This is a genomic window from Pseudomonas sp. A-RE-19 (assembly GCF_019956555.1).
Lineage (GTDB): Bacteria > Pseudomonadota > Gammaproteobacteria > Pseudomonadales > Pseudomonadaceae > Aquipseudomonas.
On record NZ_JAHBDQ010000033.1, the window covers coordinates 106,567 to 132,674 of the forward strand.

Annotated in this window: 30 protein-coding genes and 1 pseudogene; 27 read left to right on the plus strand and 4 right to left on the minus strand. The window is 58.4% G+C overall.

All coding sequences use genetic code 11. The annotated features are described in order from the left end of the window. The first annotated feature begins 90 nt into the window (after window positions 1-90). Complete coding sequence (gene trxC / locus KGB14_RS19920; protein WP_123358753.1) at window positions 91-525, plus strand: thioredoxin TrxC; 435 nt, start codon at window positions 91-93, stop codon at window positions 523-525. 124 nt (window positions 526-649) lie between these two features. Here trxC and KGB14_RS19925 read toward each other — a convergent pair whose 3' ends face one another. Further along, window positions 650-1,420 carry a ParA family protein gene (locus tag KGB14_RS19925; protein ID WP_223488426.1) on the minus strand — a complete coding sequence of 257 codons (771 nt, stop codon included), beginning with the start codon at window positions 1,418-1,420 and terminating at the stop codon, window positions 650-652. Window positions 1,421-1,777: 357 nt separating this feature from the next. Between KGB14_RS19925 and KGB14_RS19930 the strand changes: the two genes are divergently transcribed. From KGB14_RS19930 to KGB14_RS20040, 23 genes are all read left to right on the plus strand, one after another. After that, the gene (locus KGB14_RS19930; protein ID WP_223488427.1) at window positions 1,778-2,503 is read left to right on the plus strand and encodes a beta-ketoacyl synthase chain length factor; all 726 of its coding nucleotides are present in this window, start codon (window positions 1,778-1,780) and stop codon (window positions 2,501-2,503) included. Further along, on the plus strand, window positions 2,479-3,288 hold the full coding sequence (locus KGB14_RS19935; protein ID WP_223488428.1) for a lysophospholipid acyltransferase family protein: 810 nt from the start codon (window positions 2,479-2,481) through the stop codon (window positions 3,286-3,288). Before KGB14_RS19930 ends, KGB14_RS19935 begins: the two co-directional genes overlap by 25 nt. Continuing rightward, complete coding sequence (locus KGB14_RS19940; RefSeq protein ID WP_217855446.1) at window positions 3,269-3,529, plus strand: phosphopantetheine-binding protein; 261 nt, start codon at window positions 3,269-3,271, stop codon at window positions 3,527-3,529. The genes KGB14_RS19935 and KGB14_RS19940 overlap by 20 nt, the downstream gene beginning before the upstream one ends. A gap of 9 nt (window positions 3,530-3,538) precedes the next feature. Continuing rightward, window positions 3,539-3,793, plus strand: a complete 255-nt coding sequence (locus KGB14_RS19945) for an acyl carrier protein (RefSeq protein ID WP_223488429.1) — start codon at window positions 3,539-3,541, stop codon at window positions 3,791-3,793. Next, window positions 3,790-4,335 carry a hypothetical protein gene (locus tag KGB14_RS19950; RefSeq protein WP_223488430.1) on the plus strand — a complete coding sequence of 182 codons (546 nt, stop codon included), beginning with the start codon at window positions 3,790-3,792 and terminating at the stop codon, window positions 4,333-4,335. The genes KGB14_RS19945 and KGB14_RS19950 overlap by 4 nt, the downstream gene beginning before the upstream one ends. Continuing rightward, window positions 4,332-6,014 carry an acyl-CoA synthetase family protein gene (locus KGB14_RS19955; protein WP_223488431.1) on the plus strand — a complete coding sequence of 561 codons (1,683 nt, stop codon included), beginning with the start codon at window positions 4,332-4,334 and terminating at the stop codon, window positions 6,012-6,014. Before KGB14_RS19950 ends, KGB14_RS19955 begins: the two co-directional genes overlap by 4 nt. Window positions 6,015-6,163: 149 nt before the next feature. Continuing rightward, window positions 6,164-6,898, plus strand: a complete 735-nt coding sequence (locus KGB14_RS19960; RefSeq protein WP_223488432.1) for a glycosyltransferase family 2 protein — start codon at window positions 6,164-6,166, stop codon at window positions 6,896-6,898. Further along, a complete protein-coding gene (locus tag KGB14_RS19965; protein ID WP_223488433.1) occupies window positions 6,895-7,842 on the plus strand; it encodes a glycosyl transferase in 948 nt (315 codons plus the stop codon). The genes KGB14_RS19960 and KGB14_RS19965 overlap by 4 nt, the downstream gene beginning before the upstream one ends. Beyond that, the gene (gene hutH, locus KGB14_RS19970; protein WP_223488434.1) at window positions 7,823-9,367 is read left to right on the plus strand and encodes a histidine ammonia-lyase; all 1,545 of its coding nucleotides are present in this window, start codon (window positions 7,823-7,825) and stop codon (window positions 9,365-9,367) included. Before KGB14_RS19965 ends, hutH begins: the two co-directional genes overlap by 20 nt. After that, on the plus strand, window positions 9,360-9,785 hold the full coding sequence (locus tag KGB14_RS19975; RefSeq protein ID WP_223488435.1) for an acyl-CoA thioesterase: 426 nt from the start codon (window positions 9,360-9,362) through the stop codon (window positions 9,783-9,785). Before hutH ends, KGB14_RS19975 begins: the two co-directional genes overlap by 8 nt. Continuing rightward, window positions 9,782-10,384, plus strand: a complete 603-nt coding sequence (locus tag KGB14_RS19980; protein WP_223488436.1) for an outer membrane lipoprotein carrier protein LolA — start codon at window positions 9,782-9,784, stop codon at window positions 10,382-10,384. Before KGB14_RS19975 ends, KGB14_RS19980 begins: the two co-directional genes overlap by 4 nt. Continuing rightward, window positions 10,368-12,707 (plus strand): MMPL family transporter, encoded by a 2,340-nt coding sequence (locus KGB14_RS19985; protein ID WP_223488437.1) that lies wholly within the window; start codon window positions 10,368-10,370, stop codon window positions 12,705-12,707. The genes KGB14_RS19980 and KGB14_RS19985 overlap by 17 nt, the downstream gene beginning before the upstream one ends. Further along, window positions 12,707-13,864, plus strand: coding sequence for a sodium:proton antiporter (locus KGB14_RS19990; RefSeq protein ID WP_223488546.1), 1,158 nt, complete (start codon window positions 12,707-12,709; stop codon window positions 13,862-13,864). The genes KGB14_RS19985 and KGB14_RS19990 overlap by 1 nt, the downstream gene beginning before the upstream one ends. Next, the gene (locus tag KGB14_RS19995) at window positions 13,851-15,098 is read left to right on the plus strand and encodes an NAD(P)/FAD-dependent oxidoreductase (RefSeq protein WP_223488438.1); all 1,248 of its coding nucleotides are present in this window, start codon (window positions 13,851-13,853) and stop codon (window positions 15,096-15,098) included. The genes KGB14_RS19990 and KGB14_RS19995 overlap by 14 nt, the downstream gene beginning before the upstream one ends. Then, window positions 15,095-15,820: a class I SAM-dependent methyltransferase gene (locus KGB14_RS20000; RefSeq protein ID WP_223488439.1), complete on the plus strand. Its 726-nt coding sequence runs from the start codon at window positions 15,095-15,097 to the stop codon at window positions 15,818-15,820. Before KGB14_RS19995 ends, KGB14_RS20000 begins: the two co-directional genes overlap by 4 nt. 122 nt (window positions 15,821-15,942) lie before the next feature. Then, a complete protein-coding gene (locus tag KGB14_RS20005) occupies window positions 15,943-16,425 on the plus strand; it encodes a hypothetical protein (RefSeq protein ID WP_317851042.1) in 483 nt (160 codons plus the stop codon). Next, a complete protein-coding gene (locus KGB14_RS20010) occupies window positions 16,422-17,618 on the plus strand; it encodes a beta-ketoacyl-[acyl-carrier-protein] synthase family protein (protein ID WP_223488441.1) in 1,197 nt (398 codons plus the stop codon). The genes KGB14_RS20005 and KGB14_RS20010 overlap by 4 nt, the downstream gene beginning before the upstream one ends. Further along, the gene (locus tag KGB14_RS20015) at window positions 17,615-18,073 is read left to right on the plus strand and encodes a hotdog family protein (RefSeq protein WP_223488442.1); all 459 of its coding nucleotides are present in this window, start codon (window positions 17,615-17,617) and stop codon (window positions 18,071-18,073) included. The genes KGB14_RS20010 and KGB14_RS20015 overlap by 4 nt, the downstream gene beginning before the upstream one ends. Then, entirely contained in the window at window positions 18,073-18,801 is a 729-nt protein-coding gene (fabG, locus tag KGB14_RS20020; protein WP_223488443.1) for a 3-oxoacyl-ACP reductase FabG, read from the plus strand. Before KGB14_RS20015 ends, fabG begins: the two co-directional genes overlap by 1 nt. After that, window positions 18,801-20,027 (plus strand): beta-ketoacyl-ACP synthase, encoded by a 1,227-nt coding sequence (locus KGB14_RS20025; protein WP_223488444.1) that lies wholly within the window; start codon window positions 18,801-18,803, stop codon window positions 20,025-20,027. Before fabG ends, KGB14_RS20025 begins: the two co-directional genes overlap by 1 nt. 175 nt (window positions 20,028-20,202) lie before the next feature. Next, the gene (locus KGB14_RS20030) at window positions 20,203-21,060 is read left to right on the plus strand and encodes a hypothetical protein (protein WP_223488445.1); all 858 of its coding nucleotides are present in this window, start codon (window positions 20,203-20,205) and stop codon (window positions 21,058-21,060) included. Window positions 21,061-21,414: 354 nt separating this feature from the next. Further along, window positions 21,415-21,939 carry a DUF4822 domain-containing protein gene (locus KGB14_RS20035; protein WP_223488446.1) on the plus strand — a complete coding sequence of 175 codons (525 nt, stop codon included), beginning with the start codon at window positions 21,415-21,417 and terminating at the stop codon, window positions 21,937-21,939. A 100-nt stretch (window positions 21,940-22,039) separates the two neighbouring features. Further along, window positions 22,040-22,477, plus strand: coding sequence for a hypothetical protein (locus KGB14_RS20040; protein WP_223488447.1), 438 nt, complete (start codon window positions 22,040-22,042; stop codon window positions 22,475-22,477). A gap of 68 nt (window positions 22,478-22,545) precedes the next feature. Here the strand turns inward: KGB14_RS20040 and KGB14_RS20045 are convergent. Then, window positions 22,546-22,683, minus strand: a pseudogene (locus KGB14_RS20045) (LysR family transcriptional regulator); the annotation flags it as partial. Between the two features lie 123 nt (window positions 22,684-22,806). Here KGB14_RS20045 and queC point away from each other — a divergent pair. Next, window positions 22,807-23,502: a 7-cyano-7-deazaguanine synthase QueC gene (gene queC, locus KGB14_RS20050; RefSeq protein WP_223488448.1), complete on the plus strand. Its 696-nt coding sequence runs from the start codon at window positions 22,807-22,809 to the stop codon at window positions 23,500-23,502. 51 nt (window positions 23,503-23,553) lie between these two features. Here the strand turns inward: queC and KGB14_RS20055 are convergent, their stop codons facing one another. Beyond that, a complete protein-coding gene (locus KGB14_RS20055) occupies window positions 23,554-24,426 on the minus strand; it encodes a queuosine precursor transporter (RefSeq protein ID WP_223488449.1) in 873 nt (290 codons plus the stop codon). After that, a complete protein-coding gene (locus KGB14_RS20060; protein WP_223488450.1) occupies window positions 24,419-25,015 on the minus strand; it encodes a helix-turn-helix transcriptional regulator in 597 nt (198 codons plus the stop codon). The genes KGB14_RS20055 and KGB14_RS20060 overlap by 8 nt, the downstream gene beginning before the upstream one ends. A 402-nt stretch (window positions 25,016-25,417) precedes the next feature. Here KGB14_RS20060 and KGB14_RS20065 point away from each other — a divergent pair, with 402 nt between their 5' ends. Both KGB14_RS20065 and KGB14_RS20070 read left to right on the plus strand, forming a co-directional pair. Then, window positions 25,418-25,801, plus strand: a complete 384-nt coding sequence (locus KGB14_RS20065; protein ID WP_223488451.1) for a DUF6124 family protein — start codon at window positions 25,418-25,420, stop codon at window positions 25,799-25,801. Between the two features lie 37 nt (window positions 25,802-25,838). Then, complete coding sequence (locus KGB14_RS20070; protein ID WP_223488452.1) at window positions 25,839-26,093, plus strand: hypothetical protein; 255 nt, start codon at window positions 25,839-25,841, stop codon at window positions 26,091-26,093. Window positions 26,094-26,108 lie beyond the last annotated feature (15 nt).

Genomic DNA, 26,108 nt, shown 5'->3' on the forward strand with positions numbered 1-26,108 from the left:
AAGGAGGTAATGGCCTACAACCTATCACCTTGATAATGACCACCTTCGACTCCAGATCAGTTGCATAGACTGCCCAACTGAGAACCAATCATGCCCGAACCACTGCTTATCCCCTGCCCCCACTGCAACGGCCTCAACCGCATCCCCGCCGAGCGCCTCAATGACCATCCAAAATGTGGCCGCTGCAAGGCCGAAGTCCTGCTCAACAAACCGTTCGAATTGAAACAAGGCGATTACGCCAGTCAGATCAAGGGCGACCTGCCGTTGCTGGTGGATGTGTGGGCGGACTGGTGCGGGCCGTGCAAGTCGTTTGCGCCGGTGTTCGAGCAGGCGGCGGGGCAGTTGGCGGGCAAGTGTCGGTTGGCCAAGCTGGACAGCGAGGCGAATCAGCAATTGTCGGCGCAATTGGGGATTCGCTCGATCCCGAGCCTGATTCTGTTCAAGAACGGCCGGGAAGTGGCTCGCCAGAGCGGGGCCTTCCCGTTACCGCAATTGATGAGCTGGTTGCGCAGTCAGGGGATCTGATAACGATCCCGAAATCCCCGAACACTGTAGGAGCGAGGCTTGCCCGCGAAGGCGGTTTAACAATCAAAGATGATGTTGAATGTTATGACCCCTTCGCGGGCAAGCCTCGCTCCTACAGTGGCAATCAGGCGTTTTCGAGAAGGTTGTGCAGATCGACAAACTGCTGCGTCAGCTTGTGTCGCGGGTCGAGGTGGATCAGCGGCGTGTTGGCCTGATGGGATTCACGCATGCGCACTGAACTGGCCAGGTACACCGGCAGCACCGGTAGGCCCTCGGCGATCAGTTCATCGAGGATTTGCTGGGGCAGACTGGCGCGGGCCTGGAACTGGTTGACGACAATGCCTTCGACTTCCAGTCCTTCATTGTGGTCATCCTTCAATTCTTCGATTTCTGCCAACAGGCCATACAGGGCCTGACGCGAGAAACTGTCGCAGTCGAAGGGAATCAGCACACGATCAGCGGCGATCAATGCCGATACCGCATAGAAATTCAGCGCTGGCGGGGTATCGAGGTAAATTCGGTCGTAATCGCCGTCCAGTTCCTCGAGCAATTTGCGCAGCTTGTTGATCTTGTGTTTGGCCTCAAGCTTGGGCTGCAAGTCAGCCAACTCGGCGGTGGCGGTGATCAGGTGAAGGTTGTCGAAAGGAGTTTCGTAGATGTCGACCTGGTTCTTCTTCGAGAACGGTCCGGAGGACAGGGTCTGCTTGAAGAAGTCGGCGATCCCCATCGGGATATCATCGCCGGTTAGCCCCGTCAGGTATTGAGTGGAATTGGCCTGGGCATCGAGATCCACCAATAGCGTGCGATAACCTTCGCTGGCGCTGACCGCCGCCAGATTGCAGGCAATGCTTGACTTGCCCACGCCACCTTTCTGATTGAACACCACGCGCCGCATGTCAAAACCTCCGTGTATCAAAGAATGACCGAGTGTAGTAGTCCACGGCGGTGCTTAGCTACCTCGCCGGCATCGGGACTACACAGTCATTGGTAAATATCCGGCTGAAAAAGCTGCCAACTCCTCCATCGACAGCCGATAAAGCCGACAGACATATCCGGTGCAAAGTGGATAATGGCCAAACGACAGCTTTTTTCGCGAACCAGACGGTACATTTCGTTGCGCAAAATGTAACCAGCATTTGCTACACGCCCGCCGCACCGGGATAATGCGCACCACTCGGCGTTAAGCGCCACGTCAGGTCAGCCGCGGTTTTGGCGACTCACCGCGTCAAGGAAGCCCGCAGGGGCGGGATGAATGTCTGTGATCAATTTCAACATCGCCCAATGGCGCGCGTGGGCCCCTGGGCTTGAAAGCGTGGATGATTGGCAAGCCTGGAGCCGACAACCGGTTGTGCTCGAGCGCAGCGATGCCGCCCCCGATGTGTCGTTTCTACCGGCGATGCAGCGCCGGCGCCTCAGCCGTCTGGCGCGGATGGCATTCAGTGTCGGCTGGCCTTTGGCCGATGGTCACCCTGACCTACCGTTGGTCTTTATTTCCAGACACGGCGAAACACCCCGCACGTTCGAAATCCTCAGCGATCTGGCGACTGATCAACCGTTGTCGCCCACCCAGTTCAGCCTGTCGGTGCACAACGCGGTCATCGGTCTGTGGTCGATCATGCGTGGCGAAACCAGCGAAATGACCGCCCTCGCCGCAGCCGGCGACGGCCTTGAACACGGCATGCTAGAGGCGGCGGCGCTGCTTGAGGAAGGTGCGCCCGCGGTGCTGGTGGTGGTTACCGAAGAGCAACCGCCGGCAGCCTACTCGGCCTGGATCGACGACGTGCCATTTCCTTACGCGGTCGGCCTGCTGATCACGCCCGGCGATCAGTGGCAGCTGTCGCTGAACAGTGCGCCACAAGCGTTGTCCAAACCCCACTGGCCCCAAGCCTTGAATCTGTTGCGTACCCTGCTCGGCCAGCAGACTACCTGCCAACATGCCTGGAAAAATCGTGTATGGACCTGGCAACGCAACCTGTAACCGATAAAAACCGCGACGCTTATTACTGGCGCCTGCTGGCCACTGCCGCAAGCTTTACCCTGTTCGGGTTGGGCGGGCTATGCCTGCGACTGGTGGTGTTCCCGCTGTTGAGCTGCTTGCCGGGAGACGCCCAGGCCCATCGTCAGCGTGCACGACAGACGGTGAGCCGGTGTTTCTTGTTTTTTATTCGTTTCATGGCTCGCAGTGGTGTACTGACCTACGACATTCAAGGGGCGGAAAAGCTCGGGCGGCCAGGGCAGATGATCGTCGCCAATCACCCCTCACTGATCGATGTGGTGTTTCTGATCGGTCTGGTGGGCCACGCCAACTGCGTGGTCAAGAAAAGCCTCTGGGAAAACCCGTTCACCCGCGGTCCGCTACGCCGCACCGACTACATCAGCAACGACGGCAGCATGGACATGCTCGATGCGGCGGCCGACGCACTGAAAAGCGGTCAGACGCTGATCATTTTCCCCGAGGGCACCCGCACCCAACCCGGCAAACCGCCGGCCTTTCATCGGGGGGGCGCGGCAATCGCCCTGCGCGGTGCGAGAATCCTCACCCCGGTGATTATCAAGGTCAATCCGACCACATTGACCAAGGCCGAACCCTGGTACCGGATCCCCAAACGCCGCGTGCACTTCAGTTTTCGTGTCGGGGCCGATATAGACCCACAGGCCTTCGCTACGCAGGGGCCTGCGCCCCAGGCCTCGCGCAAGCTCAATGATTATTTGCACCATTACTTTATTAAGGAGCTCGCCGAAGATGAGCGATCTGCACCGTGAAATCAAAGAACTGATCATTGACGCCCTGGGCCTCGAAGACATCAGCGTCGAAGACATCGGCGATGACCAAACGCTGTTCGGCGAAGGCCTGGGCCTGGATTCGGTAGATGCCCTGGAACTCGGCCTGGCCATCCAGAAAAAGTACGGCATCAAAATCGACGCCGACGCCAAGGACACCCGTAATCACTTCACCAATGTGGCGAGCCTTGCGGCGTTCGTCACTGCAAAACAGGCAGCTTGAGACCGGACCATGCAAACTCGTGACGATATTTTCAACACCCTGCGCGATGCTCTGGTCGAACTCTTCGAGCTGGAGCCCGAGCGCATCAGCCTGGAATCCAACCTGTATCAGGATCTGGAAATCGACAGCATTGATGCGGTCGACCTGATCGATCACATCAAACGCCAGACCGGCAAGAAAATCGCCGCCGAAGAATTCAAATCGGTGCGTACCGTCAGCGACGTAGTCGATGCGGTCTACCGCCTGGTTCAACCGGCCGCATGAGCCGACTGATCGGCCTTGGTCTGCTGCTGGCAGGCCTGTTGTACCCCTTCGCGGTGTATTTCGGCATGGAGCATTTCGCCCCGTGGCAGTTCGGTCTGCTGCTGGGTAGCCTGTGGCTGGCGCGGGCGCTGACCGGTGAGCGGCGCCCTGGCAGCCTGTGGATGGCCTCGGTCGCCATCGCGTTCTGCCTGCTGCTGGCGCTGTTCGACAGCCCGGTGCTGCTGCGCTGGTACCCGGTGTTGATCAGCGGGTTCATGTTGGTGCTGTTCAGCCTGAGCCTGAAATATGGCCCGCCGATGATCGAACGCCTGGCCCGTCTGCGAGAACCGCAATTACCGGCCAGGGCCATTCGCTACACCCGCCAGGTGACGATTGCCTGGAGCGTGTTTTTTTTCTGCAACGGCTTGTGCGCCGCTGCCCTGACCCTTTGGGCGCCGCTGAGTTGGTGGATGTTGTATACCGGCCTGATCTCCTATGGATTGATCGGCCTGATGTTTGCCATCGAATGGCTGATACGACAACGGGTACGAGGCCACCCATGAATTGGATAACACTTGAGCAACTGTTGCTCAAGGCTCAGCCGGACCGTGCCGTGACGGTGGAACCGGCGTTGAATCATGCGCAATTGTGCGAACAGGCCTTGAGCCTGGCTGCCGGCCTGCAAGCTCAGGGCGTGCAGCGCATCGCCGTGCACCTCGAGGACGCCGCCGACCTGGCCATTGCTCTGCTTGGCGCCTGGCGTGCCGGGGTCAGCGTGCTGCTGCCCGCCGACCTGCAAGCGCAGACTCGCCAGCGCTGGTCGACCGAGGTCGATCTGTGGCTGACCGATCAGGCCGACGATGCGCACCTGAGCGATTATCGGCACCCACCGCTGCCGGCCAGCGCACTGGATCTGGATCGCTGTCAGCTGAGCCTGTGCACCTCCGGCTCCAGTGGCGAACCCAAGCGCATCGACAAAACCCTGCGCCAACTGGCCAATGAAGTCGAAGCGCTGGAGCACCTGTGGGGCGCGGATCTGGGCGAGGCCTGCATCATCGGCAGCGTCGCCACCCAGCATATCTACGGGCTGCTGTTTCGGGTGCTGTGGCCGTTGTGCGCCGGGCGCTCGTTCGTGCGCAAGCAACTGGCCTTCCCGGAGGACTTGCAGCGCGCCAGCCGCGAACACCCGACCTTCGCCTGGGTCGCCAGCCCGGCGCTGCTCAAACGCATGGGCGACAACCTCGACTGGCCAGCGCTTAGCGCGGTGCGCCGAGTGTTCTCCTCTGGTGGTGCGTTGCCCGCCGAAGCGGCGCAAAGCCTGCATGAGCGCCTGCAACAATGGCCGACGGAGATCCTCGGCAGTTCGGAAACCGGCGGCATCGCCTGGCGCCAGGGCCAGAATCTCTGGCAACCCTTCGCCGACGTGGCGTTAAGCCAGGACAGCGACGGCGCGCTGCTTGTCGCATCACCGTACTTGCCGACCGGTTATATCGAACACACCGCCGATGCCGTGCGCATCGCCGCCGACGGTCGTTTCGAGCTGTTGGGACGGCTGGACCGAATCGTCAAACTGGAAGAAAAACGTATCTCGCTACCGATGCTCGAACAAGCGCTGATGGCGCACCGCTGGGTCGCCGAAGCGCGCCTCGGTGTGGTTCAGGAAAACCGCGCCTCATTGGGTGCGCTGCTGGTGCTCAGCGAACAAGGCCTGCATGCCTTGCGCAATCAGGGTCGACGCAGCCTCACTCAAGCACTGCGTCAGCATCTGAGTCAGCATTGTGAAACGCTGGCCCTGCCACGTCGCTGGCGCTTGTTGCGCCAACTGCCGCTGAATGCGCAAGGCAAACTGCCCCAGGCCGAGGTTGAAGCCTTGCTGCTGGCGCCCCGTCCAAAGGCGCCGCACGTACTGGAGCAGGTCGAAGTCGAGGGTGAATGGAGCCTGCAACTGGCGGTCCCGCCAGACCTGGCGTATTTCAGCGGTCACTTTCCCCGGGCGCCAGTATTGCCTGGCGTGGTGCAGGTGGATTGGGCATTGAGCCTGGGCCAGCAATTGATGGACCTGCCGGCAAAATTCGCGGGCATGGAAGTGCTGAAATTCCAGCAACTGGTGCGTCCCGGTGATGAAATCCAGTTGCACCTGCGCTTCGATCAGGTGCGCGGCAAGTTGTATTTCGCCTATCGCAATGAAACCGCTACCTGCTCCAGCGGGCGAATTGTGCTGGAGGCTGCCAGCGATGCATAACTTGGGTAAGTGCTACGCACTCAATCGCGAGCAGGCTCGCTCCCACAATAGATCGTTGTCAGACGCCCAATCTGTGTTCGACACACACTCAATGTGGGAGCGAGCCTGCTCGCGATGCAGGCACCTCAATTTTTCAGGTGTACGCCAACATGCATAACCCCTGCGCCGTAATCCCGGTCTACAACCACGAAACCGCCATCACCGCCGTGGTCGATGCGGTGCTTGGCAGTGGTCTGCCGTGCATTCTGGTGGACGATGCCAGCAACCCGGCCTGCGCCAAGGTACTTGATCAACTGGCGCAGCGTGACCGGGTTTACCTGATCAGGCTCACCGTCAATCAGGGCAAGGGCGGCGCGGTGATGACCGGTCTGCGGGAAGCCTCGCGCCTGGGCTTCAGCCACGCCTTGCAGGTGGACGCCGACGGCCAGCATGACTTGCAAGACGTCAAAGTCTTCATCGAGCATTCGCGCGCGCATCCCGAGGCGGTCATCTGCGGCTATCCGCAATACGACGCCAGCGTGCCGAAAGGTCGTTTGTACGCCCGCTACCTGACGCACGTCATGGTCTGGATCAACACCCTGTCGTTGCAGATTCGCGACTCCATGTGCGGTTTCCGCGTCTACCCGTTGCCGCCGACCCTGGCGCTGATCGACTCAGCGAAGATTGGCAAACGCATGGACTTCGACTCCGACATCCTGGTGCGCCTGGCCTGGCGCAATCTGCCGATGCAGTGGCTGAAAACCAGGGTCCATTACCCTCTGGATGGCGTCTCGCATTTCCGCCTGTTCCACGACAATGTACTGATTTCGAGCATGCACACCCGGCTGTTCTTCGGCATGTTGCTGCGCTCACCAGTGATCCTCTGGCGACGGTGGCGAGCATGAGCGACAACACAGACAAACAGCACTGGGCCGACCGCCAGGAGCGAGGCAGTTTCTGGCTGATGAAGTTCACCGCGCTCTGCGCAAAAGTCTTGGGCCGTCGGTTGTTGAGCCCGTTGCTGTACGGCATCGTCCTGTACTTTTTCCTGTTCGGGCGCAGCGCCCGCCAAAGCGCCTGGCAATACCAGCAGCGACTTGCCGACTGGAGCGGGCGTAGCGAATTGCGGCCGACCCACTGGCGGGTGTTCGGCCAGTTCATGGCCTTCGCCGACTCCATGCTCGACAAGCTCGATGTGTGGAACGGCAAGCTGAGCATCGAGCAGATCGAAATCATCGACCCTGCACTGCTGCGCAATAAACTGCGCGGCACACGCGGGCAAATGCTGGTGGGCGCACACCTGGGCAATCTCGAGGTCTGCCGGGCACTGGCCGAGATCGGCGAGAAAGTCACCATGAACGTGCTGGTGCACACCAAGCACGCCGAACAATTCAACCGTCTGCTGGGCGAAGCCGGGGCGACCAATCTGCGGCTGATTCAGGTCAGCGAACTCGACCCGGTGATCATGCTGCAACTGCATGAACGCCTGGAGCGCGGCGAATGGCTGGCGATTGCCGGCGACCGCGTGCCGTTGCATGGCGGACGCAGCGTGACGGTGGATTTTCTCGGCCATCAGGCCGCATTCCCCCAAGGCCCCTGGCTGCTGGCCGGTCTGTTGAAATGCCCGGTCAATCTGCTGCTGTGCCTGAAGAAACCCACGGGCGACTATCGACTGACCCTCGAACCGTTCACCGAGGCGGTGGTGTGGAAGCGCAACGACCGCGAACAGGTCATTCATCAGTGGGCCTCCCGCTACGCCGAACGCCTGGGTCACTATTGCCTCCAAGCGCCCCAACAATGGTTCAACTTTTACCCTTTCTGGAAGACCGATGACGACGCCAACGCTTGAGCCGGTAACCTTCGGCGAACTCCCTTTGCGCATCGAAGACGTGCTGGCCCTGGCCAACCGTCAGGTGCCGACTCAGTTGCAAGGCGACCCCGAGTTTCGCCAGCGCATCGCCAAGGGTCCGCAATTCCTTGATTCCCTGCTGGACAAGGAAGGCGTGATCTATGGCGTGACCACCGGTTATGGCGATTCCTGTGTGGTGGCGGTGCCGCTGCACCACGTCGAAGCCCTGCCCCGCCATCTGTATACCTTCCACGGCTGCGGTCTGGGCAAACTGCTCGACGCCCAGGCCACTCGCGCAGTGCTGGCGGCGCGTTTGCAGTCGCTGTGCCACGGCGTTTCCGGGGTACGGGTGGAGCTGCTGGAGCGCCTGCAGGCCTTCCTTGAACACGACATCCTGCCGCTGATTCCGGAAGAAGGTTCGGTGGGCGCCAGCGGTGATCTGACGCCGCTGTCCTACGTCGCCGCGACCTTGTCCGGCGAGCGCGAAGTGATGTTCCGTGGCGAGCGCCGACAAGCCGCCGATGTGCACCGCGAACTGGGTTGGGAACCGCTGGTATTGCGCCCCAAAGAAGCCCTGGCGCTGATGAACGGCACTGCAGTCATGACCGGCCTCGCCTGCCTGGCTTACGCTCGCGCTGATTACCTGCTGCAACTGGCCACGCGTATCACCGCGTTGAACGTGGTCGCTTTGCAGGGCAACCCGGAGCACTTCGACGAGCGCCTGTTCGCAGCCAAACCTCATCCTGGGCAGATGCAAGTCGCCGCATGGCTGCGCCAGGACCTGGCGATCGATGCGCCGACCGCGCCGCTGCATCGCCTGCAAGACCGTTACTCCCTGCGCTGCGCGCCGCACGTGCTCGGTGTATTGGCCGACAGCCTGAACTGGCTGCGCTCGTTCATCGAGATCGAACTCAACAGCGCCAACGACAACCCGATCATCGACGCCGAAGCCGAACGCGTGCTGCACGGCGGGCACTTCTATGGCGGCCATATCGCCTTCGCCATGGACAGCCTGAAGACGCTGGTGGCCAACGTCGCCGATTTGCTCGACCGCCAGCTCGCACTGCTGGTGGACGAGCGCTACAACCACGGCTTGCCGAGCAACCTGTCCGGCGCCACCGCCGACCGCGCGATGCTCAACCACGGCTTCAAGGCGGTGCAGATCGGCACCAGCGCCTGGACCGCCGAAGCCCTGAAAAACACCATGCCGGCCAGCGTTTTCTCGCGCTCCACCGAGTGCCATAACCAGGACAAAGTCAGCATGGGCACCATTGCCGCCCGCGACGCCATCCGCGTGCTGGAGCTGACCGAACAGGTCGCCGCTGCCACGCTGCTGGCCGCCAACCAAGGCGTCTGGCTACGCGGCCAGGCTGAAGACGCGCGCCCACTGCCGCCGGCCCTGGCTGCGATGCACAAGGAACTGGCCAAGGACTTCCCGCCGGTCATCGAAGACCGCGCCCTGGAAGGCGAATTGCGCCTGTGTATGCAACGCATCGCCGAACAACACTGGAGGCTGCATGCGTAGCAAGGGAGTGCTTCACACCGACACGGAAATCCTCGTACCGTTCTTTGACGTCGACACCATGAACGTGGTCTGGCACGGCCATTACGTCAAATACCTGGAAGTCGCCCGCTGTGCGCTGCTGGACAAGATCGGCCACAACTACGACGCCATGGTGGCGTCGGGTTACGCATGGCCGGTGATCGACTTGCAGCTGCGCTATGTGCGCGGCGCCGTGTTCGGCCAGAAGCTGAATGTGCGCGCCAGTCTGGTGGAGTGGGAAAACCGCCTGAAGATCAGTTACCTGATCAGCGATCTGAGCTCCGGCGAGCGCCTGACCCGCGCCTGTTCCGTGCAGGTCGCCGTCGACATGAGCAGCCGCGAAATGCAGTTGGCTTCACCGAAGGTGTTCACCGATGCGGTTGAAAGGATGTTGCCATGAACTCGCTGTTCAAATGCCTCGGCGCTTTAGCGTTGCTCGGGCTTTCATCATTGGCGCAGGCCTTCGATCTGCAGCAGCTCAGCGATCAACTGGCCAAACCCGATGTGATCCACGGCAACTTTATCCAGGAAAAACATTTGCGCGCCCTGCCCCAGCCGCTGACCAGCAAGGGCACTTTCGTTCTGGCGAAAAACCATGGCCTGCTCTGGCTGCTGAAAACCCCACTGCAACAGGACTACCGCATCAGCGCCCAGGGCATTGCCCGGCGTGATGCCAACGGTTGGCAAATGCTGCCTAACAAGAGCGCCGGGGCCGAGCAGAACCGTTTGTTCCTCGCCGTGCTGCAAGGCGACAGCAGTGGCCTGCAACGGGATTTCGAGCTGTCGCTGAGTGGCGATGCCCAGAACTGGAAGCTGACCCTGACTCCGCGCTCGATGCTGCTCAAGCAGGTGTTCAATCAGATCAACATTGACGGCGGCGAACTGGTGCACAGCATCGAGCTGCTCGAAACCCAGGGTGACCGAACCCTGTTGCGCATGCAGGACAGCACCAGCACCCAACCTTTGAGCGATGCGGAGCAACATGACTTTGCCGAGTGAACGGATGCTGCCGCGGCTGTTTCTGATCCTGCTGCTGGCGGTGCTCGCACTCGCCGGTTGGCAGTGGCGCGACGGCACTCCGCTGTCCGCCAACCTGATGGAACTGGTGCCAGGCACCGCGCCGGACGCGCTGGAGCTGCGCGCCGAACAACGCATGCAAGAACCGCTGAACCGGGAAATGCTGGTGCTGGTCGGCCATAAAGACCGCCAGCAAGCCATCGCCATGGCGCAAAAACTCGCCGAACAATGGCAGGCCAGCGGCGTGTTCGAAAAGGTCCAGTGGAACCTGCAGGCCGACTTGCCGGCACTGCGTACGCAACTGCTGCAAGGCCGACTGGCAATGTTGTCGGCGGCCGACCGACAGCAACTCATCGAGCACCCCGACGCATTTATTCAACAACGGGTACAAGCCCTGTTCGACCCGTTCACCGGCTTCAGTCTGGTGCCGAGCCAGGACGATTGGCTCGGCCTGACCGGGCGCATCCAGAACAGCCAGCCACAGCATGGTTCGGTGCAACTGGACATCGGCAGCGGCGCGCTGGTCGCCGATGCCGACGGCAAGAGCTGGGTGATGCTGCGGGCGCGAACCGCCGGCAACGCCTTCGACATGAACCTGCCACTGCAAGTGGCCGATCTGCTCCAGCACAGTCGCGAAGAAGCCGCCCAGGCGGATGTGCAACTGCTCGCCGCCAGCGGCCTGCTGTATGCCGCCAGCGGTCAACGGCAAGCTGCGCGCGAGATGACTTGGGTCGGTGGCGGTGCCACGCTCGGGATTCTGTTGCTGTTGTTGCTGGCCTTCCGGCGTTGGCGGGTGTTGCTGGCCTTCGTCCCGGTGCTGGTGGGCATGCTGTTCGGCGCGGTGGCCTGCGTGGCGCTGTTCGGTCACATGCACGTGATGACGCTGGTGCTGGGTTCCAGCCTGATCGGCGTGGCGGTGGATTACCCGCTGCATTACCTGTCCAAAAGCTGGAGCCTGAAACCCTGGCACAGCTGGCCGGCCTTGCGCCTGACCTTGCCGGGGCTGACGCTGAGCCTGATCACCAGTTGCATCGGCTACCTGGCCCTGGCCTGGACACCGTTCCCGGCCCTGACCCAAATTGCCGTGTTCTCCGCCGCCGGCCTGGTGGGCGCCTATCTGTCGGCAGTGTGCCTGCTGCCCGCGCTGCTCAAGGGCGCGGACTTGCGTCCGGCGCAATGGCCGATGCGCATCGCCGAGAAGTTGCTGGATGTGCGTGAAACGTTGCTCAAATACGTACGCACGCCGGTATTGCTGGCGCTGCTGATCGCCTTCTGTGTCGGCGGCCTGTTGCAGCTGCAGAGCAAAAACGACATTCGCCAATGGGTCGGCACACCACCGCAACTGACTGACGAAGCCCAGACCATCGCGCGTATCACCGGCTATCAACCCACCAGCCAGTTCTTCCTGGTGCGCGCGGCCAATCAGCAGGCGTTGCTCGAACGCCAGACGGCACTGAGCGAGCGTCTGGATCAGTTGATCAATCTGGAAAAACTCCAGGGCTACCTGTCGCTCAATCAACTGGTCAGCCCGCCGAGCGAACAGCGGCAAGTACGTGACGCACTGAGCAAGCTGCCGCAGTTCTGGCAGCCGTTGCTCAACCTCGGCGTGCCGGCCGCAGCCTTGCAGGCCGAGCTGGCGAAGCTGCAGGCGCTGCCCACTGAAGACATTGACGCGGCGCTGGCCGGTCCATTGGCCGAGCCCTATCGCGCCCTGTGGCTGGGGCCGACCGATGACGGTGTGGCCGCGATGGTCAGCCTGCAAGGCTTGAACAATCCCGCGCTGTTACAGGTCCAGGCGCTGGACTTGCCGGGTGTGGAACTGGTGGACCGCCTCGGCGAATTGAACAAGGTTTTCGCCGCGACGCAAATCAGTGCCGCCGAACTGAAACTCGCGTCCTGCGCGCTGATCGTGCTGGTGCTGATCCTGCCATTCGGTCTCGGTGGCGCGTTGCGAATCGTCTCTCTGCCTTTACTGGCGGCCCTGTGCAGTCTGGCCAGTCTCGGTTGGCTCGGTCAGCCGCTGACGCTGTTCAGCCTGTTCGGCCTGCTGCTGGTGACGGCCATCAGCGTCGACTACGCAATTCTCATGCGCGAACAGATCGGCGGTGCGGCGGCGAGCCTGCTGGGCACCTTGCTGGCGGCGGTGACCACTTGGTTGTCCTTTGGCCTGCTGGCGGTGTCCAGCACGCCGGCGGTGAGCAACTTCGGCCTGTCGGTGAGCCTCGGCCTGGCATTCAGTTTCATTCTGGCGCCATGGGCCGGACGCCAAGTCCACGCCGCCCCGGTTGCGGAGTCGGCAGCGTGATGGTCGCCGCGTTCTGGGTAATGGCCCTGGTGTTGTTCGCCGTGGCTACCCGTGTCGGTCGCCACTTCGGTCTGATTCCAATCGTCAGCCAGTTGTTGCTGGCGACCTTCGGCCTGCCGCTGCTGATGTACTTCTGGATCGAACCGGGCTGGCACCTCAGTGGTGCCGATCTGGTCTCGCCGGGCTGGCTGAAAAACCTCTACAGCTTGAGTTTTGCCTTGCTGCTGGGGCACATCCTCAGTGACGTGATCGACCTGCGACTGGATCGCCAGAGCCTGAAAATCGCCCTGCCAAGTTTCTGCATTCCGTTTGCCTGCGGGCTGGCGACAGCGATCTGGCTGTTGCCGCCGCAACCGTGGATCAGCTCGCTGGCGGTCGGTCTGCTGTTCGCCATCACCGCGATTCCGGTGTTGTATCTGTACCTGCGACACATCAACTACCCGCCCGCCGCCACCCGGCGCCTGGTGCAAACCGCGATCCTGATCGACCTGACCTGCTGGACCCTGTTCGCGTTCGCCCAAGGCAGCCTGCACCTGAGCAGTCTCTTGCTGCCGCTGGCCGGCGCCTGCCTGCCGTTGTTGCTGCGACTGCTGGGCCTGCGCCAACCATTGCTGCACAGCGGCTGCTTCTTCGCACTGCTGGTGGTCGCCGAACACTTCAAGCTCAATGCGCTGATTTTCGGCATCGGTTACCTGCTGTGCATGGCCATGCTCAAGGTGCCATTGGTGCTGCCTTTGCCGGCGGCGTGGATGAGCCGTTTACAGACCTGGATCGCGATCCCGCTGATCCTCACGTTCGGCATCGTGCAAATCAACGTGCACAGCGCCATCGACAGTCTCGACGGGGTGCAACTGGCCGCGCTCCTGCTGTTGCCGATTGCCAGCAAACTGTTGGGCAACTGGCTGGGTCTTGGCTGGGCCGGCGTCTCGTTTGAAGGTGCCAGCCGCTGGCGGGAAAGCCTTTTGCTGAATATTCGTGGTTTGAGCGAGATCGTCTTTCTCAACCTGCTGCTGCAACAACAGCTCATCAGCCCGGCGCTGTATTTCGCGCTGATGTTGATGGGCCTGATCGCGACCCTGCTGCCGGCACTGGCCGGCATGCACCGCATCCCTTTGAATATCGCCGCCTCGGCAAGGAGCTCCCGTGCCAACAGTTGAAATGGAACGTCGTCAGGTGGTGGTAATCGGTGCCGGCCCCTCGGGCGCCATCGCTGCCGCGCTGCTCAAGCGTAAAGGTCACGATGTGCTGATGATCGAGCGCCAGCATTTCCCACGGTTTTCCATCGGTGAAAGCCTGCTGTCCCACTGCCTGGATTTCGTCGAAGAAGCCGGCATGCTCGAAGCGGTGAACGCCGCCGGTTTCCAGCGCAAGAACGGTGCGGCATTCGCCTGGGGCGATCAGTACAGCGCCTTCGATTTCGGCGAGACGTTCAGCAACGGCAAGCCGACCACGTTCCAGGTCCTGCGCGCCGATTTCGATAAGCTGCTGGCCGATCAGGCCGAGCTGCAAGGTGTCGACGTCCGTTACGGCGAAGCCATCGTCAGCGCCGATTTCAGCCTGCCGAAGCCGCAGCTCGATGTGCTTCGCGAAGACGGCAGCCAATACCGCGTCGAGGCCGATTTCGTGCTCGATGCCAGCGGCTACGGTCGCGTGCTGCCGCGCTTGCTGGACCTTGAGGCGCCGTCGAACTTTCCGGTGCGCCAGGCCGTGTTCACCCATGTTGAAGACCGTATCGACAGCCCGGCCTTCGAGCGCGAAAAAATCCTCATCACCACCCACTCGACCCAGCGCGACATCTGGTTCTGGACCATTCCGTTCAGCAACGGCCGTTGCTCGGTGGGCGTGGTGGCGGCCGCCGAACACTTCGCAGGTCGCACCGAGAATCTGGACGACTGCCTGCGCGGCTTCATCGCCGAAACCCCAAGCCTGGCCGGGGTACTGAACAACGCCGTGTGGGATACCCCCGCGCGCTCCATCGGTGGCTACTCGGCCAACGTCAAAACCCTGCACGGTCCCGGTTTCGCCTTGCTGGGCAATGCGGCGGAATTCCTCGACCCGGTGTTCTCCTCCGGCGTGACCATCGCCATGCGTTCGGCGAGCATGGCCGCCGGAGTGTTGCATCGCCAGCTGCAGGGTGAAAGCGTCGACTGGCAGACCGAGTTCGCCGAACCGCTCAAGCGCGGCGTCGACACCTTCCGTTGCTACGTCGAAGGCTGGTACGCCGGGACCTTTCAGGATGTGATTTTCTATCAGGGCGGCACAGAAGATATCCGCCGCATGATCAGCTCGATCCTCGCCGGTTACGCCTGGGATGAACGTAACCCGTTCGTCAGCGAAGCCAAACGTCGACTGCGGATGATCTCGGACCTGTGCGCCAGGGATGCGACATGAATTATCTGAGCGCCAACTATGTCGAAGAAACCCGTTTCGGTTTCTGGTTCCTGCGCAGCCACACCTGGCAGCACCATGTATTGCGCGTGGCGGTCAATGATTTGCGCGGCCTGTTCAGCGAGCCATTGCCCGCCAATCCGGTATTGCTGGATGCCGGTTGCGGCCAGGGCAAGTCGTTCCAGTACCTGCGCCAGACCTTTGCGCCTGGGCGCCTGATCGGCCTGGATGCCGACCCTCACAGCCTGAACCTGAGTGGTGAAGAGGCTGCCCGTCAGGGCATGGATGTAGAACTGATCGGCAGTGACTGCGCCAGCATCAAAGTCCCGGACGCCAGCGTCGATCTGCTGTTCTGTCACCAGACCTTTCATCACCTTGTCGAGCAGGATCAGGCCCTGGCCGAATTCTATCGGGTGCTCAAGCCGGGCGGCTATTTGCTGTTCGCCGAGTCCACCGAGGCTTACATTGATACGTGGGTGATTCGCTGGCTGTTCCGCCACCCGATGCACGTGCAAAAGAGCGCCACCGGCTACCTGGAGATGATTCGTCGGCAGGGTTTTGAATTCGGCCCGCAGAATGTGTCTTACCCTTACTTGTGGTGGAGTCGCGCCAAGGATTTCGGCCTGCTTGAACGCTTCGGCCTGCGCCAGCCCAAGCCCTTTGGCCAACGGGAAGAAACCCTGGTCAATGTGGTCGCGCGCAAGCCCCTTGAAGGTGCTGTTTGATGTCTAGCGCAATTCAAACCTGTGGGAGCGAGCCTGCTCGCGAAAGCGGTGTGTCAGTCAACAAAAGTGTTGGATGTGCCGACGCATTCGCGAGCAGGCTCGCTCCCACAGGGTCTGCGGTGCTGATCCGCTTTCTGCTGCTCAGCTGTGTCCTGTTGCTGAGCGCCTGCGCCAGCCAGGCACCGCTGCCCGAGAGAACCCCGCACCTGGCATTGCCGCTGCAACTGCATATCGAGCGGCAGATGGCCGAGCAGCGTCAGGATTGGCTGCTGGTGATCCAGCGTGAAGGCCCAGGCATTCGCTGGTCGATGATGGACCCGTTGGGGATTCCCGTGGCACGTCAGAAATTGATCGATGGCCAGTGGCAGGCCGACGGCCTGCTGCCACCCAATCCAGAAGCCCGGGAACTGTTCGCCGCCTTATTGTTTGCATTGACCCCCACCGGCGAGTTGCCTGGCAACTACCCCGCCGCCCGTCAGCAGGGCGGGCAACGTTCCTTGTCACCACACTGGAACATTCGTTACTCACAACCATTGAGCTTTGAATTGAACGTGTCCCAAGGCCCGCACTATCGCGTCACCCCGCTCGGCGAGAACACACCATGACGGCTTATCTGAACGCCCTCGGGGTGATCTGCGCTCTGGGCCGCGACAAGCAGGAAGTCGCCCGCAACCTGTTTGCCGGCGATTGCTCGGGCATGCGCCACGAGGCCGGCTGGGTGGCGGAACGCTCGTTGCCAGTGGCGGCGGTGCGCGGTGAGCTGGCGCCGATTCCGGCTGAGCTGGCTCGGCAAAACACTCGCAACAATCAATTGCTGCTGGACGCCGCGCTGCAAATTCGCGAAGACATCGAGCAGGCCATCCAGACCTACGGCCGCGACCGTATCGGCGTCATTCTCGGCACCAGCACCTCGGGCATTCACGAGGCCAGCCAAGGCTTGGCCCATTACATCCGTGAGCATCAGTTCCCCGCCGAGTATGACTATCAGCAACAGGAACTCGGCGCGCCGGCGACATTCCTCGCTGACTGGCTGCAGTTGAGCGGCCCGGCCTATGTCATTTCCACCGCCTGCACCTCCAGCGCCCGCGCGCTGATGAGTGCCCAACGACTGCTCGACCTGGGCATGTGCGACGCCGTGTTGTGCGGTGGTGTCGACAGTTTGTGCAAGCTGACCCTCAACGGTTTCTCTGCCCTGGAAGCGGTGTCCGAACAGCGCTGCAATCCGTTTTCGGTCAACCGCAACGGCATCAATATCGGCGAGGCGGCGGTGCTGTTTCTGATGAGCAAAAACGCCGGCAACAGCCAACCGATTGCCCTGCTCGGCAGTGGCGCCAGCTCCGATGCACACCACATTTCCGCGCCGGAACCGACCGGTCGTGGCGCCCGGCAAGCGATGCACAAAGCCTTGAACCGCGCGGGCCTGCAACCGCAGCAGATCGGTTATCTGAACCTGCACGGTACGGCCACCCAACACAACGACGCCATGGAAAGCCTCGCCGTAACAGCCTTGTTCCCGCAAGGGGTGCCCTGTTCGTCGACCAAGCCGATGACCGGCCATACCCTCGGCGCTGCCGGTGCCCTGGAAGCGGCGTTCTGCTGGTTGAGCCTGAGCACGGATAACCGCGAGCATGCTCTGCCGCCCCACGTCTGGGACGGTCAGCCCGACCCCCAATTGCCGGCCCTGCATTGGGTGACCCCGAACGACCACCTGACGTCCATTGCACCCCGCTACCTGATGAGCAATTCCTTTGCCTTCGGTGGCAATAACGTCAGCCTGATTATCGGAGACGCCCCATGATTGCCTGGCCGCTCGCCGAACTGCTGCCCCATGCCGGCGACATGATCCTCATCGAGCAGATCCTGTCGTTCGATGATGAGCAGATTCACACCCGACTCACCGTCAGACCCGGCGGCCTGTTCAATCGCCCCGACGGCAGCCTGCCGGCCTGGGTCGGTATTGAACTGATGGCCCAGAGCGTCGCCGCTTACGCCGGCTGCCACGCGCGCCAGAAAGGCAATGCGGTGGAGTTGGGCTTCCTGCTCGGCACCCGTAAATTCGAATGCAACGTGGAGCACTTCCCCGCCGGCACCGAGTTGACCATCCACGGGATACGCTCGCTGGAAGACGACAACGGCATGGGTGTGTTCGAATGCCACATCACCGGCCCCGGCATCCACGCCACCGCCCGGCTGAACGTGTTCCGCCCGCCTCAGGCCGCTCAATATCTTCATGAACCCCAAGGAGTCGAGTGATGACTGAATCCATACTGGTCACCGGCTCCAGCCGTGGCATTGGCCGCGCCATTGCGTTGCGCCTGGCCCGGGCCGGGCATGACATCGTGCTGCACTGCCGCAGCGGCCTGGCGGACGCCGAAGCCGTTAAGGCCGAGGTCGAGACCCTGGGACGCAACGCGCGCATCCTGCAATTCGACGTGTCCGACCGTGCCCGTTGCAAAGCCATTCTTGAAGCCGACGTCGAAACCCATGGTGCCTATTACGGCGTGGTGCTCAACGCCGGCCTGACCCGCGACGGTGCTTTTCCGGCCTTGAGCGAAGAGGATTGGGACATGGTGATGCGCACCAATCTCGACGGTTTCTACAACGTGCTGCACCCGGTGATGATGCCGATGATCCGTCGTCGCGCTGCCGGACGGATTGTCTGCATCACTTCGGTGTCCGGACTGATCGGCAATCGCGGCCAGGTCAATTACAGCGCGTCCAAGGCCGGTTTGATCGGCGCAGCCAAAGCGCTGGCGATCGAACTGGGCAAGCGCAAAATCACTGTTAACTGTGTCGCACCCGGCCTGATCGACACGGCGATGCTCGATGAAAACGTGCCGGTGGAAGAACTGATGAAAATGATCCCCGCACAACGCATGGGCACCCCTGAAGAGGTGGCCGGTGCAGTGAATTTCCTGATGTCGGCGGAAGCGTCGTACATCACCCGGCAGGTTCTGGCCGTCAACGGAGGCCTGTGCTGATGAAGCGCGTCGTCGTCACCGGCATGGCCGGCATCACCTCACTGGGCAGCGACTGGGACACCATCGCCGCCAATTTCGCCGCCAACCGCAGCGGCATCCGCCGCATGGACGAGTGGGATCGTTTTACCGAACTCAACACCCGCCTGGCCGGGCCGATCGACGACTTCCAGGTGCCAAGCCACTGGACCCGCAAGCAACTGCGCAGCATGGGCCGTGTCTCGCGCCTGGCCGTGGGCGCGGCTGAACAGGCCCTGGCGGACGCCGGACTGCTGGGTGACGAGTCGATCAAGGACGGGCGCATGGGCGTTTCCTGTGGCTCGTCCACCGGCAGCACCGACGAGATCAAGGCGTTTGGCAAAATGCTGCTCAACTCAGTGGCCGAAGGCCTCAACGCCAATTCCTACGTACGAATGATGCCGCACACGACAGCGGCGAATATCAGCATCTTCTTCGGTCTCACTGGCCGGCTGATCCCGACCTCCAGTGCCTGCACCAGCGGCAGCCAGGGCATCGGTTACGCCTACGAGTCAATCAAGTTCGGGCGCCTGCCGCTGATGCTCGCCGGCGGCGCCGAAGAGCTGTGCCCGACCGAAGCCATGGTGTTCGATGCGCTCTACGCCACCAGCCTGAAAAACGATGCCCCGCAGACCAGCCCACGACCTTACGACACAGACCGCGATGGCCTGGTGATCGGTGAAGGCGGCGGCATGCTGGTGCTCGAAGAGCTCGAACACGCTCTGGCGCGCGGCGCGCACATCCACGCCGAGATCGTCGGTTTCGGCAGCAACGCCGACGGTCAGCACGCCACTCGTCCTGAGCAGTTCACCATGCGCCGGGCCATGGAACTCGCCCTGGAAGACGCCGGACTGCAACCTTCGGACATCGGCTACGTGAACGGTCATGGCACCGCTACCGAACAGGGCGACATTGCCGAAACTCTGGCCACCAGCGCGTTGTTCGGCGAACACATGCCGATCAGTTCGCAGAAGAGTTTCCTCGGGCACACCCTGGGAGCCTGCGGCGCGCTGGAGTCCTGGTTCAGCATCGAAATGATGAACCGCGACCTGTACGTGCATACGTTCAACCTTGATGAGATCGATCCGCAGTGCGGCAAGCTCGATTATCTGCGCGGAGAGTTCCGGCAGATGAGCAACCAGTATGTGATGAACAACAACTTCGCTTTTGGTGGGGTGAATACTTCGCTGATTTTTCGGCGCTGGTCATAAGCACGCGGTGCACACGATCCATGTAGGGGCAAAAGAGCTGCACAACACCGCGATCTTCTAGCGCTCCAACAACTTAACGGATGAGTCCTACACGAAATATCGATTCGTCTGACTGCGCCAACTCCTGGACCCACGCAAAGTCCTGTTCCTTCCAATAAGGCATAGGGATTTGTGCATGTTCAGCGCCGTCAGTCCGATTGTTTCCCGACTCGATCTCAGAGGATGGGCCATAGAAGGGATTTTCTATGAGTCTTACGGACGTGCCTTGATAACAGGCTTTTCTACCCTACTCATCGGCCTAGCCGTCTGGCACCACAACCACAAAAAACGCCTCCACATCATTCCCACCCGTTTCAACCGTCAACGCCGCGAAGTCTGTTTCATCCCCGAAGGCGCCACAGAACCCGTTTTCGTCCCGTGGGAGTCCTTATCCGCCTGGATCATCGAAGCCCAAGGTGCCACCCAATACGGCATCCATCGCCAGTACGGCATGGGCATCGGTTTCCAGCATGGCGAAACCCTGACCAGCGTCGAATTCCCCTGCGCCGGCCTGCCGCTCGCCATCAGCCATTGGGAAGCGATCCGTGGCTACATGGAATACGAAATCCACGACCTCAAATCCATTCAGGACCTGCAAGACCTGCAAGGCCCGAACGATCCACCCCACGAAGGCCTGCACACGTTCCGCAACGCCCATGCCCGCATGCACCAGCAAATCCGCGATGGTCAACGCGGTCGGGTATCAGGGTTCTTCTGGTACCTGTACCACGTCATGACCCTCTGGACTCTGCCCAACTACCTGACCGAATGGGAAGTGCGGCGCATCAAGACAATGGGCCATCGCGCCTTGCCCGAGGCCATGCAGCAATGGTCCGAGCCGCTGCCGAAGGAGCAATGGACCAAGCCGAGTGCAGAGTTGCTGCACATGAGCGAACAGGTCCGCACCCTCCACCAGCGCCAACCTCGCCGGCCGATCACCGAGGTTTTTGCCGAGGTACAGCGGCTGAACCCAACGAATAAGCGCCGCGCATGAGTGGGGTTGGTAGTACAGACAGCCAGAGTTGAATTAATCACACCGCCGACACTTCTGAATCAAGCAGCGGGCTCGCCACATCTGAGTCCTCGCCAAATAAATGAAACACAGGGAAACGGAGCATGTAACTTCGGAAATATCCTACAGCCAGCCTTGTAATTTCGACATACAGTCAAACTCCGACAACAAACACATTTAAAAACAATTGCGATAAAGCATCACTTCAAAAAAGAAACACCGAATCATTACAAGTCATTACTCACTATTGACCCCCCCACTCCCAGCCTATACTTTTCACGCATTGAATCTGGATAATTAATAGCGAGCAACCAAAGCAGATAAGGAGTTATCCGCATGCAAAAAAATAATATTACTTCTACATGCCTGCTTCTTGCGGCATTGTTTTGTCCTCTGGGTAGTTTTGCGCAACAAGCCCCCGCCACTGCCGATACTCGAGCTCTGGCATCCTCCCCTCGATGGCTGACAACCAAGGTCTATATAGAGGGTGCACCACAAACAGACGTAAAAGCGAATTATCCTGGCGTGGTCGGAATATCGACGTGGGATCCCGAACGCAATCGCTATGAATTCTTTTACACCGATACCGGAAAATCAAAGTACGACAATGGAGGTGGAGGTTACTTTTTTGTCACTGGTGATCAAAAAACCCACATTTTAGTGCCCGATGTCGGGCCAACCAAAACCGTGGTCAGGCGATTGGAAACGTTGAACCCAAATGAATTCACCTACTCTCGCGAAGTGCCTCGCGACATGATAGCCAATAACCCTCCAGTGCGTATCTATGTCGTTCATGCCCCCTACACCGGAACAGTGGAAACAAAGTCCGCCATTAATCCAGATACAAAGATCACAAATTGAAACCAGCCCCCCAACGCACTAAATAATCCAGTCAGTTCCGCTGGAGTAGCGTTACCGCTTTAAATCAATCTTGCCTCCTAATAAAACATGGAGTTTCAACATGCAGAAATCACTCAAAACACTCCTTGTGTCTACGCTATTAATAGCCTCGGCCTTCTGCGGCGCTGTCAATGCGCAGTCCACAACAAATTCCCCTGCAAAAAATGCCGTGGCCACGCCAGATAATGCCGTCATGCTGACCGTATTTTTAAAGCACGATCAGTCACGGCCATTGGGCGAACTAAAAGCTCAACTTGCCAAACAAGGATTCTATAAGGCATTTCCACCTGCGGGAGTAGAGGTTGTCAGTTGGAACATAATGATGGGTATCGGACAAGTCGTCACAGTGCGCTTCCCAGCCTCCCGTCTCGCTGAAGTAAACCTTGCACTTGAAAATACAGCGTGGGGAAGTTACAGAACCGAGTTCTATCCGACCTATGATTTCAAAGCGATAGCACTGGCAGAACAAAACAAAGCGCAGCAAACGCAGGCCCAGTGATGCTAGCTGTGGTTTCGGTGTAGTGCCTGGTAAAGAAAAACGGGGGATCTCACTGGGGTCACCCGTAGTTACGGTTTCAGAGGCTCAACCTTACGCGTTAGCAACTCCACAAACGCCTTTGCCATCGGCGACTTCTGATCCTTGCGCTGCACCAGCCACACCGCTGACACCATTGGATCAAGCAACGGGCTCGCCACATCTGCGTCCCCAGCAAACAAATGAAACATAGGGAAAACGGAGCATGTCATTTCGGAAACGTCCCACAGCCAGAGCTTTAGATTCGCGGTAGGGTCAATGTCCCCCGGGACGACCCCAAGGATGAGTAAAGCATGAATAACAAGGCAGTCATCGTTTTCAGTGGTGGACAAGACTCAACAACCTGCTTGATCCATGCATTGCAAACTCATGACGAAATACACTGCATTACGTTTGATTATGGTCAGCGCCATCGCGCAGAGATTGAAGTGGCACAACAGCTTTCAAAGAAGCTTGGAGTGGTAGTTCATAAGGTATTGGATACGTCGTTACTAAATGAATTAGCCATCAGCAGCTTAACCCGTGACAACATCCCGATTCCAAGTATAAGTAGCTCTGCAGAAGAGCTGCCGAGCACTTTCGTACCAGGTAGAAACATTCTATTTTTAACCTTGGCCGCTATTTATGCCTATCAAGTGCGCGCTAAAACTGTAATCACTGGTGTTTGTGAGACAGATTTTTCTGGCTACCCGGATTGTCGGGATGAATTTATCAAGACTCTGAATAACGCCATTGAATTGGGAATGGACTATAAACTGCGCATTGAAACTCCGCTTATGTGGCTGAATAAGGCAGAGACCTGGGCCTTGGCCGATCACCACGAAAAGCTGGACTTGATCCGCGACCACACCTTATCTTGTTACAACGGGATAAAAGGGAGTGGTTGTGCCACTTGTGACGCTTGTAATCTTCGCGCCAAAGGATTGAGGGAGTTTCTGGAAAACAAAACAGAGATTATTAACAGCCTAAGAATCAAACTGAAATTATAAAAAACAACCTGCCGCGGGGGAGCGGGCATTGACAGCCCAGCCCCCTCATATTTATGCAGATTGGGTCTCAGCTATATATTTTTTAAACAACGACCTTGCTCCATAAGCGGGTAAGACATTAAAAACAGCGAAACACATTTTTATAGCTATCTGAATATATATCATGGCGAGTATTTCATTGTTTTGCATAGCCCCATGAAATGCAATACAGCAAAAAATAAAGCTATCTATTATCACGGCAAAAAAAGTACTTAAACACACTCGAAGAAATAGAAACCTTGAATTTGTGAGCTCTTTTATTTTGCATAGCAAATAAGAATTTAGGTACTCAGAAATAAGAAAAGAAATAGAAGATGCGATCAAAACCGATGATACATGAGTCATGACCTCGCCATACGGCGCATCAAGTTCCCAACCTGACAAGCCGGGAAGATAGCTGGTAGCACTGAGCAAAAAAACAATAAACGCATTGCTGGCAAAAGCAAATATTATGGCTCTCCTCGCAAGCTTTAGCCCATAAGATTCATTCAATAGATCGACTATTAAAAATGTCAGCGGATACAGAAACACACCAGGAGTGACAACCACATCAAATCTCTCCAGATAAACAAGCTTTGTGGCAGCTACATTTGTAAAAATATAAAGCGCAAAAAGTAGTAGATTGAGAACTACATAAGTCATCCAAGACCTTTCATGTCGATCATTGACTTCATATGCAGTCAATGCAGCGCCACCAGAATAAAATTTTCTGTAAATATCTTTAATCTCCATTTTATTGAGACTATCTAAAATCTCACTTTTCAACAAATCACCCAGCTTTATTCTGACAATCTTCCCTGTAGAAATAACCATTATCACTGCGAGACCCTTGCTATTCTCAAACCCGAGAAGCTTATATCTACTATTTTCAGTACCATCATCCATTGTGCCGTTCCTCCAATATGTCACCTACAGAGCAAAAAACGTCAGCATCGAAATAAGTTTCACTGACCACGAATAGCTTCTTTGTTTTCTTGTCATATACCAGCTTTTCTCTATTACTATTCGACAAACCTTTCTTTACTATCAACAAGTCTCCTGGCTCATTCACACCACCAACTTCACTTTCTAGCAGTACGCCTATTACGTTGCAGGCAGAACCGAAATAATAAGTAAGAGGATGAATCGTAGCCAACTCACCGATTCGCTTGTCCAAACTCTGAATTAGCAAACTCTCTCTAATTATAGGGACTGCCGCCGGATTCATATTCCCAAGCAAAGAGACACTACTCTCAATTGTTTCCTTCTCTTCAAAATCAACTGTCTCTATCTCTTTATAAGACACACCAAAAAAGTCAGAAATCTTTCGAATCGTAGATTGCTGAACGTTTACTACCCGCCCTTCCAAAATATTATATATCGTGGTCCGGGTTAGTCCGCTCGCATTGCATAAGGATAGCTGCGTCTCTCCACGGCTTTTTATCAAATACTTAATATTATTTTTCAAGTTTTCCGTTTTTTCTTTCTTGTACATTAAATATCAACCATTGTTTATAGCTTGAGCCAATTGCACGCCATAAATGAAATGCAGAGATATCTCTGCGTGAGATCAGCATCCTACACCTCTGGGAGCTATACAAAAACCAATGTCGCAAACACGACAAACAATCGTTAAATAATATTTCGCTCTCAAGCCTTCGGATGACAGTTTTTTTGTTTCTATCGGAACACCAACTTATCGAAACTTCCCACAGTTATTTCTTACAGCAATTTCTTACAGAAATTACCCAGCCTTGAATGAATCATTTAATTACATAGATGTTCATTTATTTGATTAATAAAATTGAATTTTCTGGTAATAAATCTACCGAGCCGTCAATTCACGTAACGTCGCCAAGGGACTGGCACCTTCATAAACCTTGCAAGGAGCTTCGCCATGAAAAAGACCAACCCAAACTCCCCAGAATCCCCAGACCTCCCAACCGACGACACCGTCGATTTATCCAAACTCTCCGAAGTCACCCAACGCCGCGTCAGCGCCCGTCTGCGCAAACCAGACCGCCCCGACCCGGTCAGTCACTTCTTCACCATCGTCCCAAATGCCGACACGGCATCCCTGCTCTGTCACGCCTGCGAAACCCTTGCCTCGCTGAATGTCATGACCACCGATCTCGCCTGCGAGCTGGAAGGCTCGCGCCGCAATGTGGCGTTGGCCATTCAACAGCTGGCCGTGCTAGGTGAGTTATTGGTCAATCAAGCGCTAGACAACCTGGAACCACCCACAGGGTTGTCTGCAGCTCCGTTGAACAGCCAACGCTGAGTAGTTCCGTTTTTTTACCAAATGGAGGTTTTTTGTCATGGATCGATACATGCCTATCACCGGCATCGACTGCACCATCGCATCGTTAGTGATCGACACCGAAGCGCCACTGGACGTGTTGCACGAAACAGCGGCCTATCGCATTCGCACCGCGACCCAACTGCTGGAAAATTTCGCGTTTGGCGAGGGCGTTCACAGCGAACTGGCGCGGGTGTTGGTGACTTCATTGCGCGATGGTTGCGATTTGATGGATGTCATTGGTCGACGATTGCAGGTGCAGGTTTCGGCGTAGTGCTTGGTAAAGAAA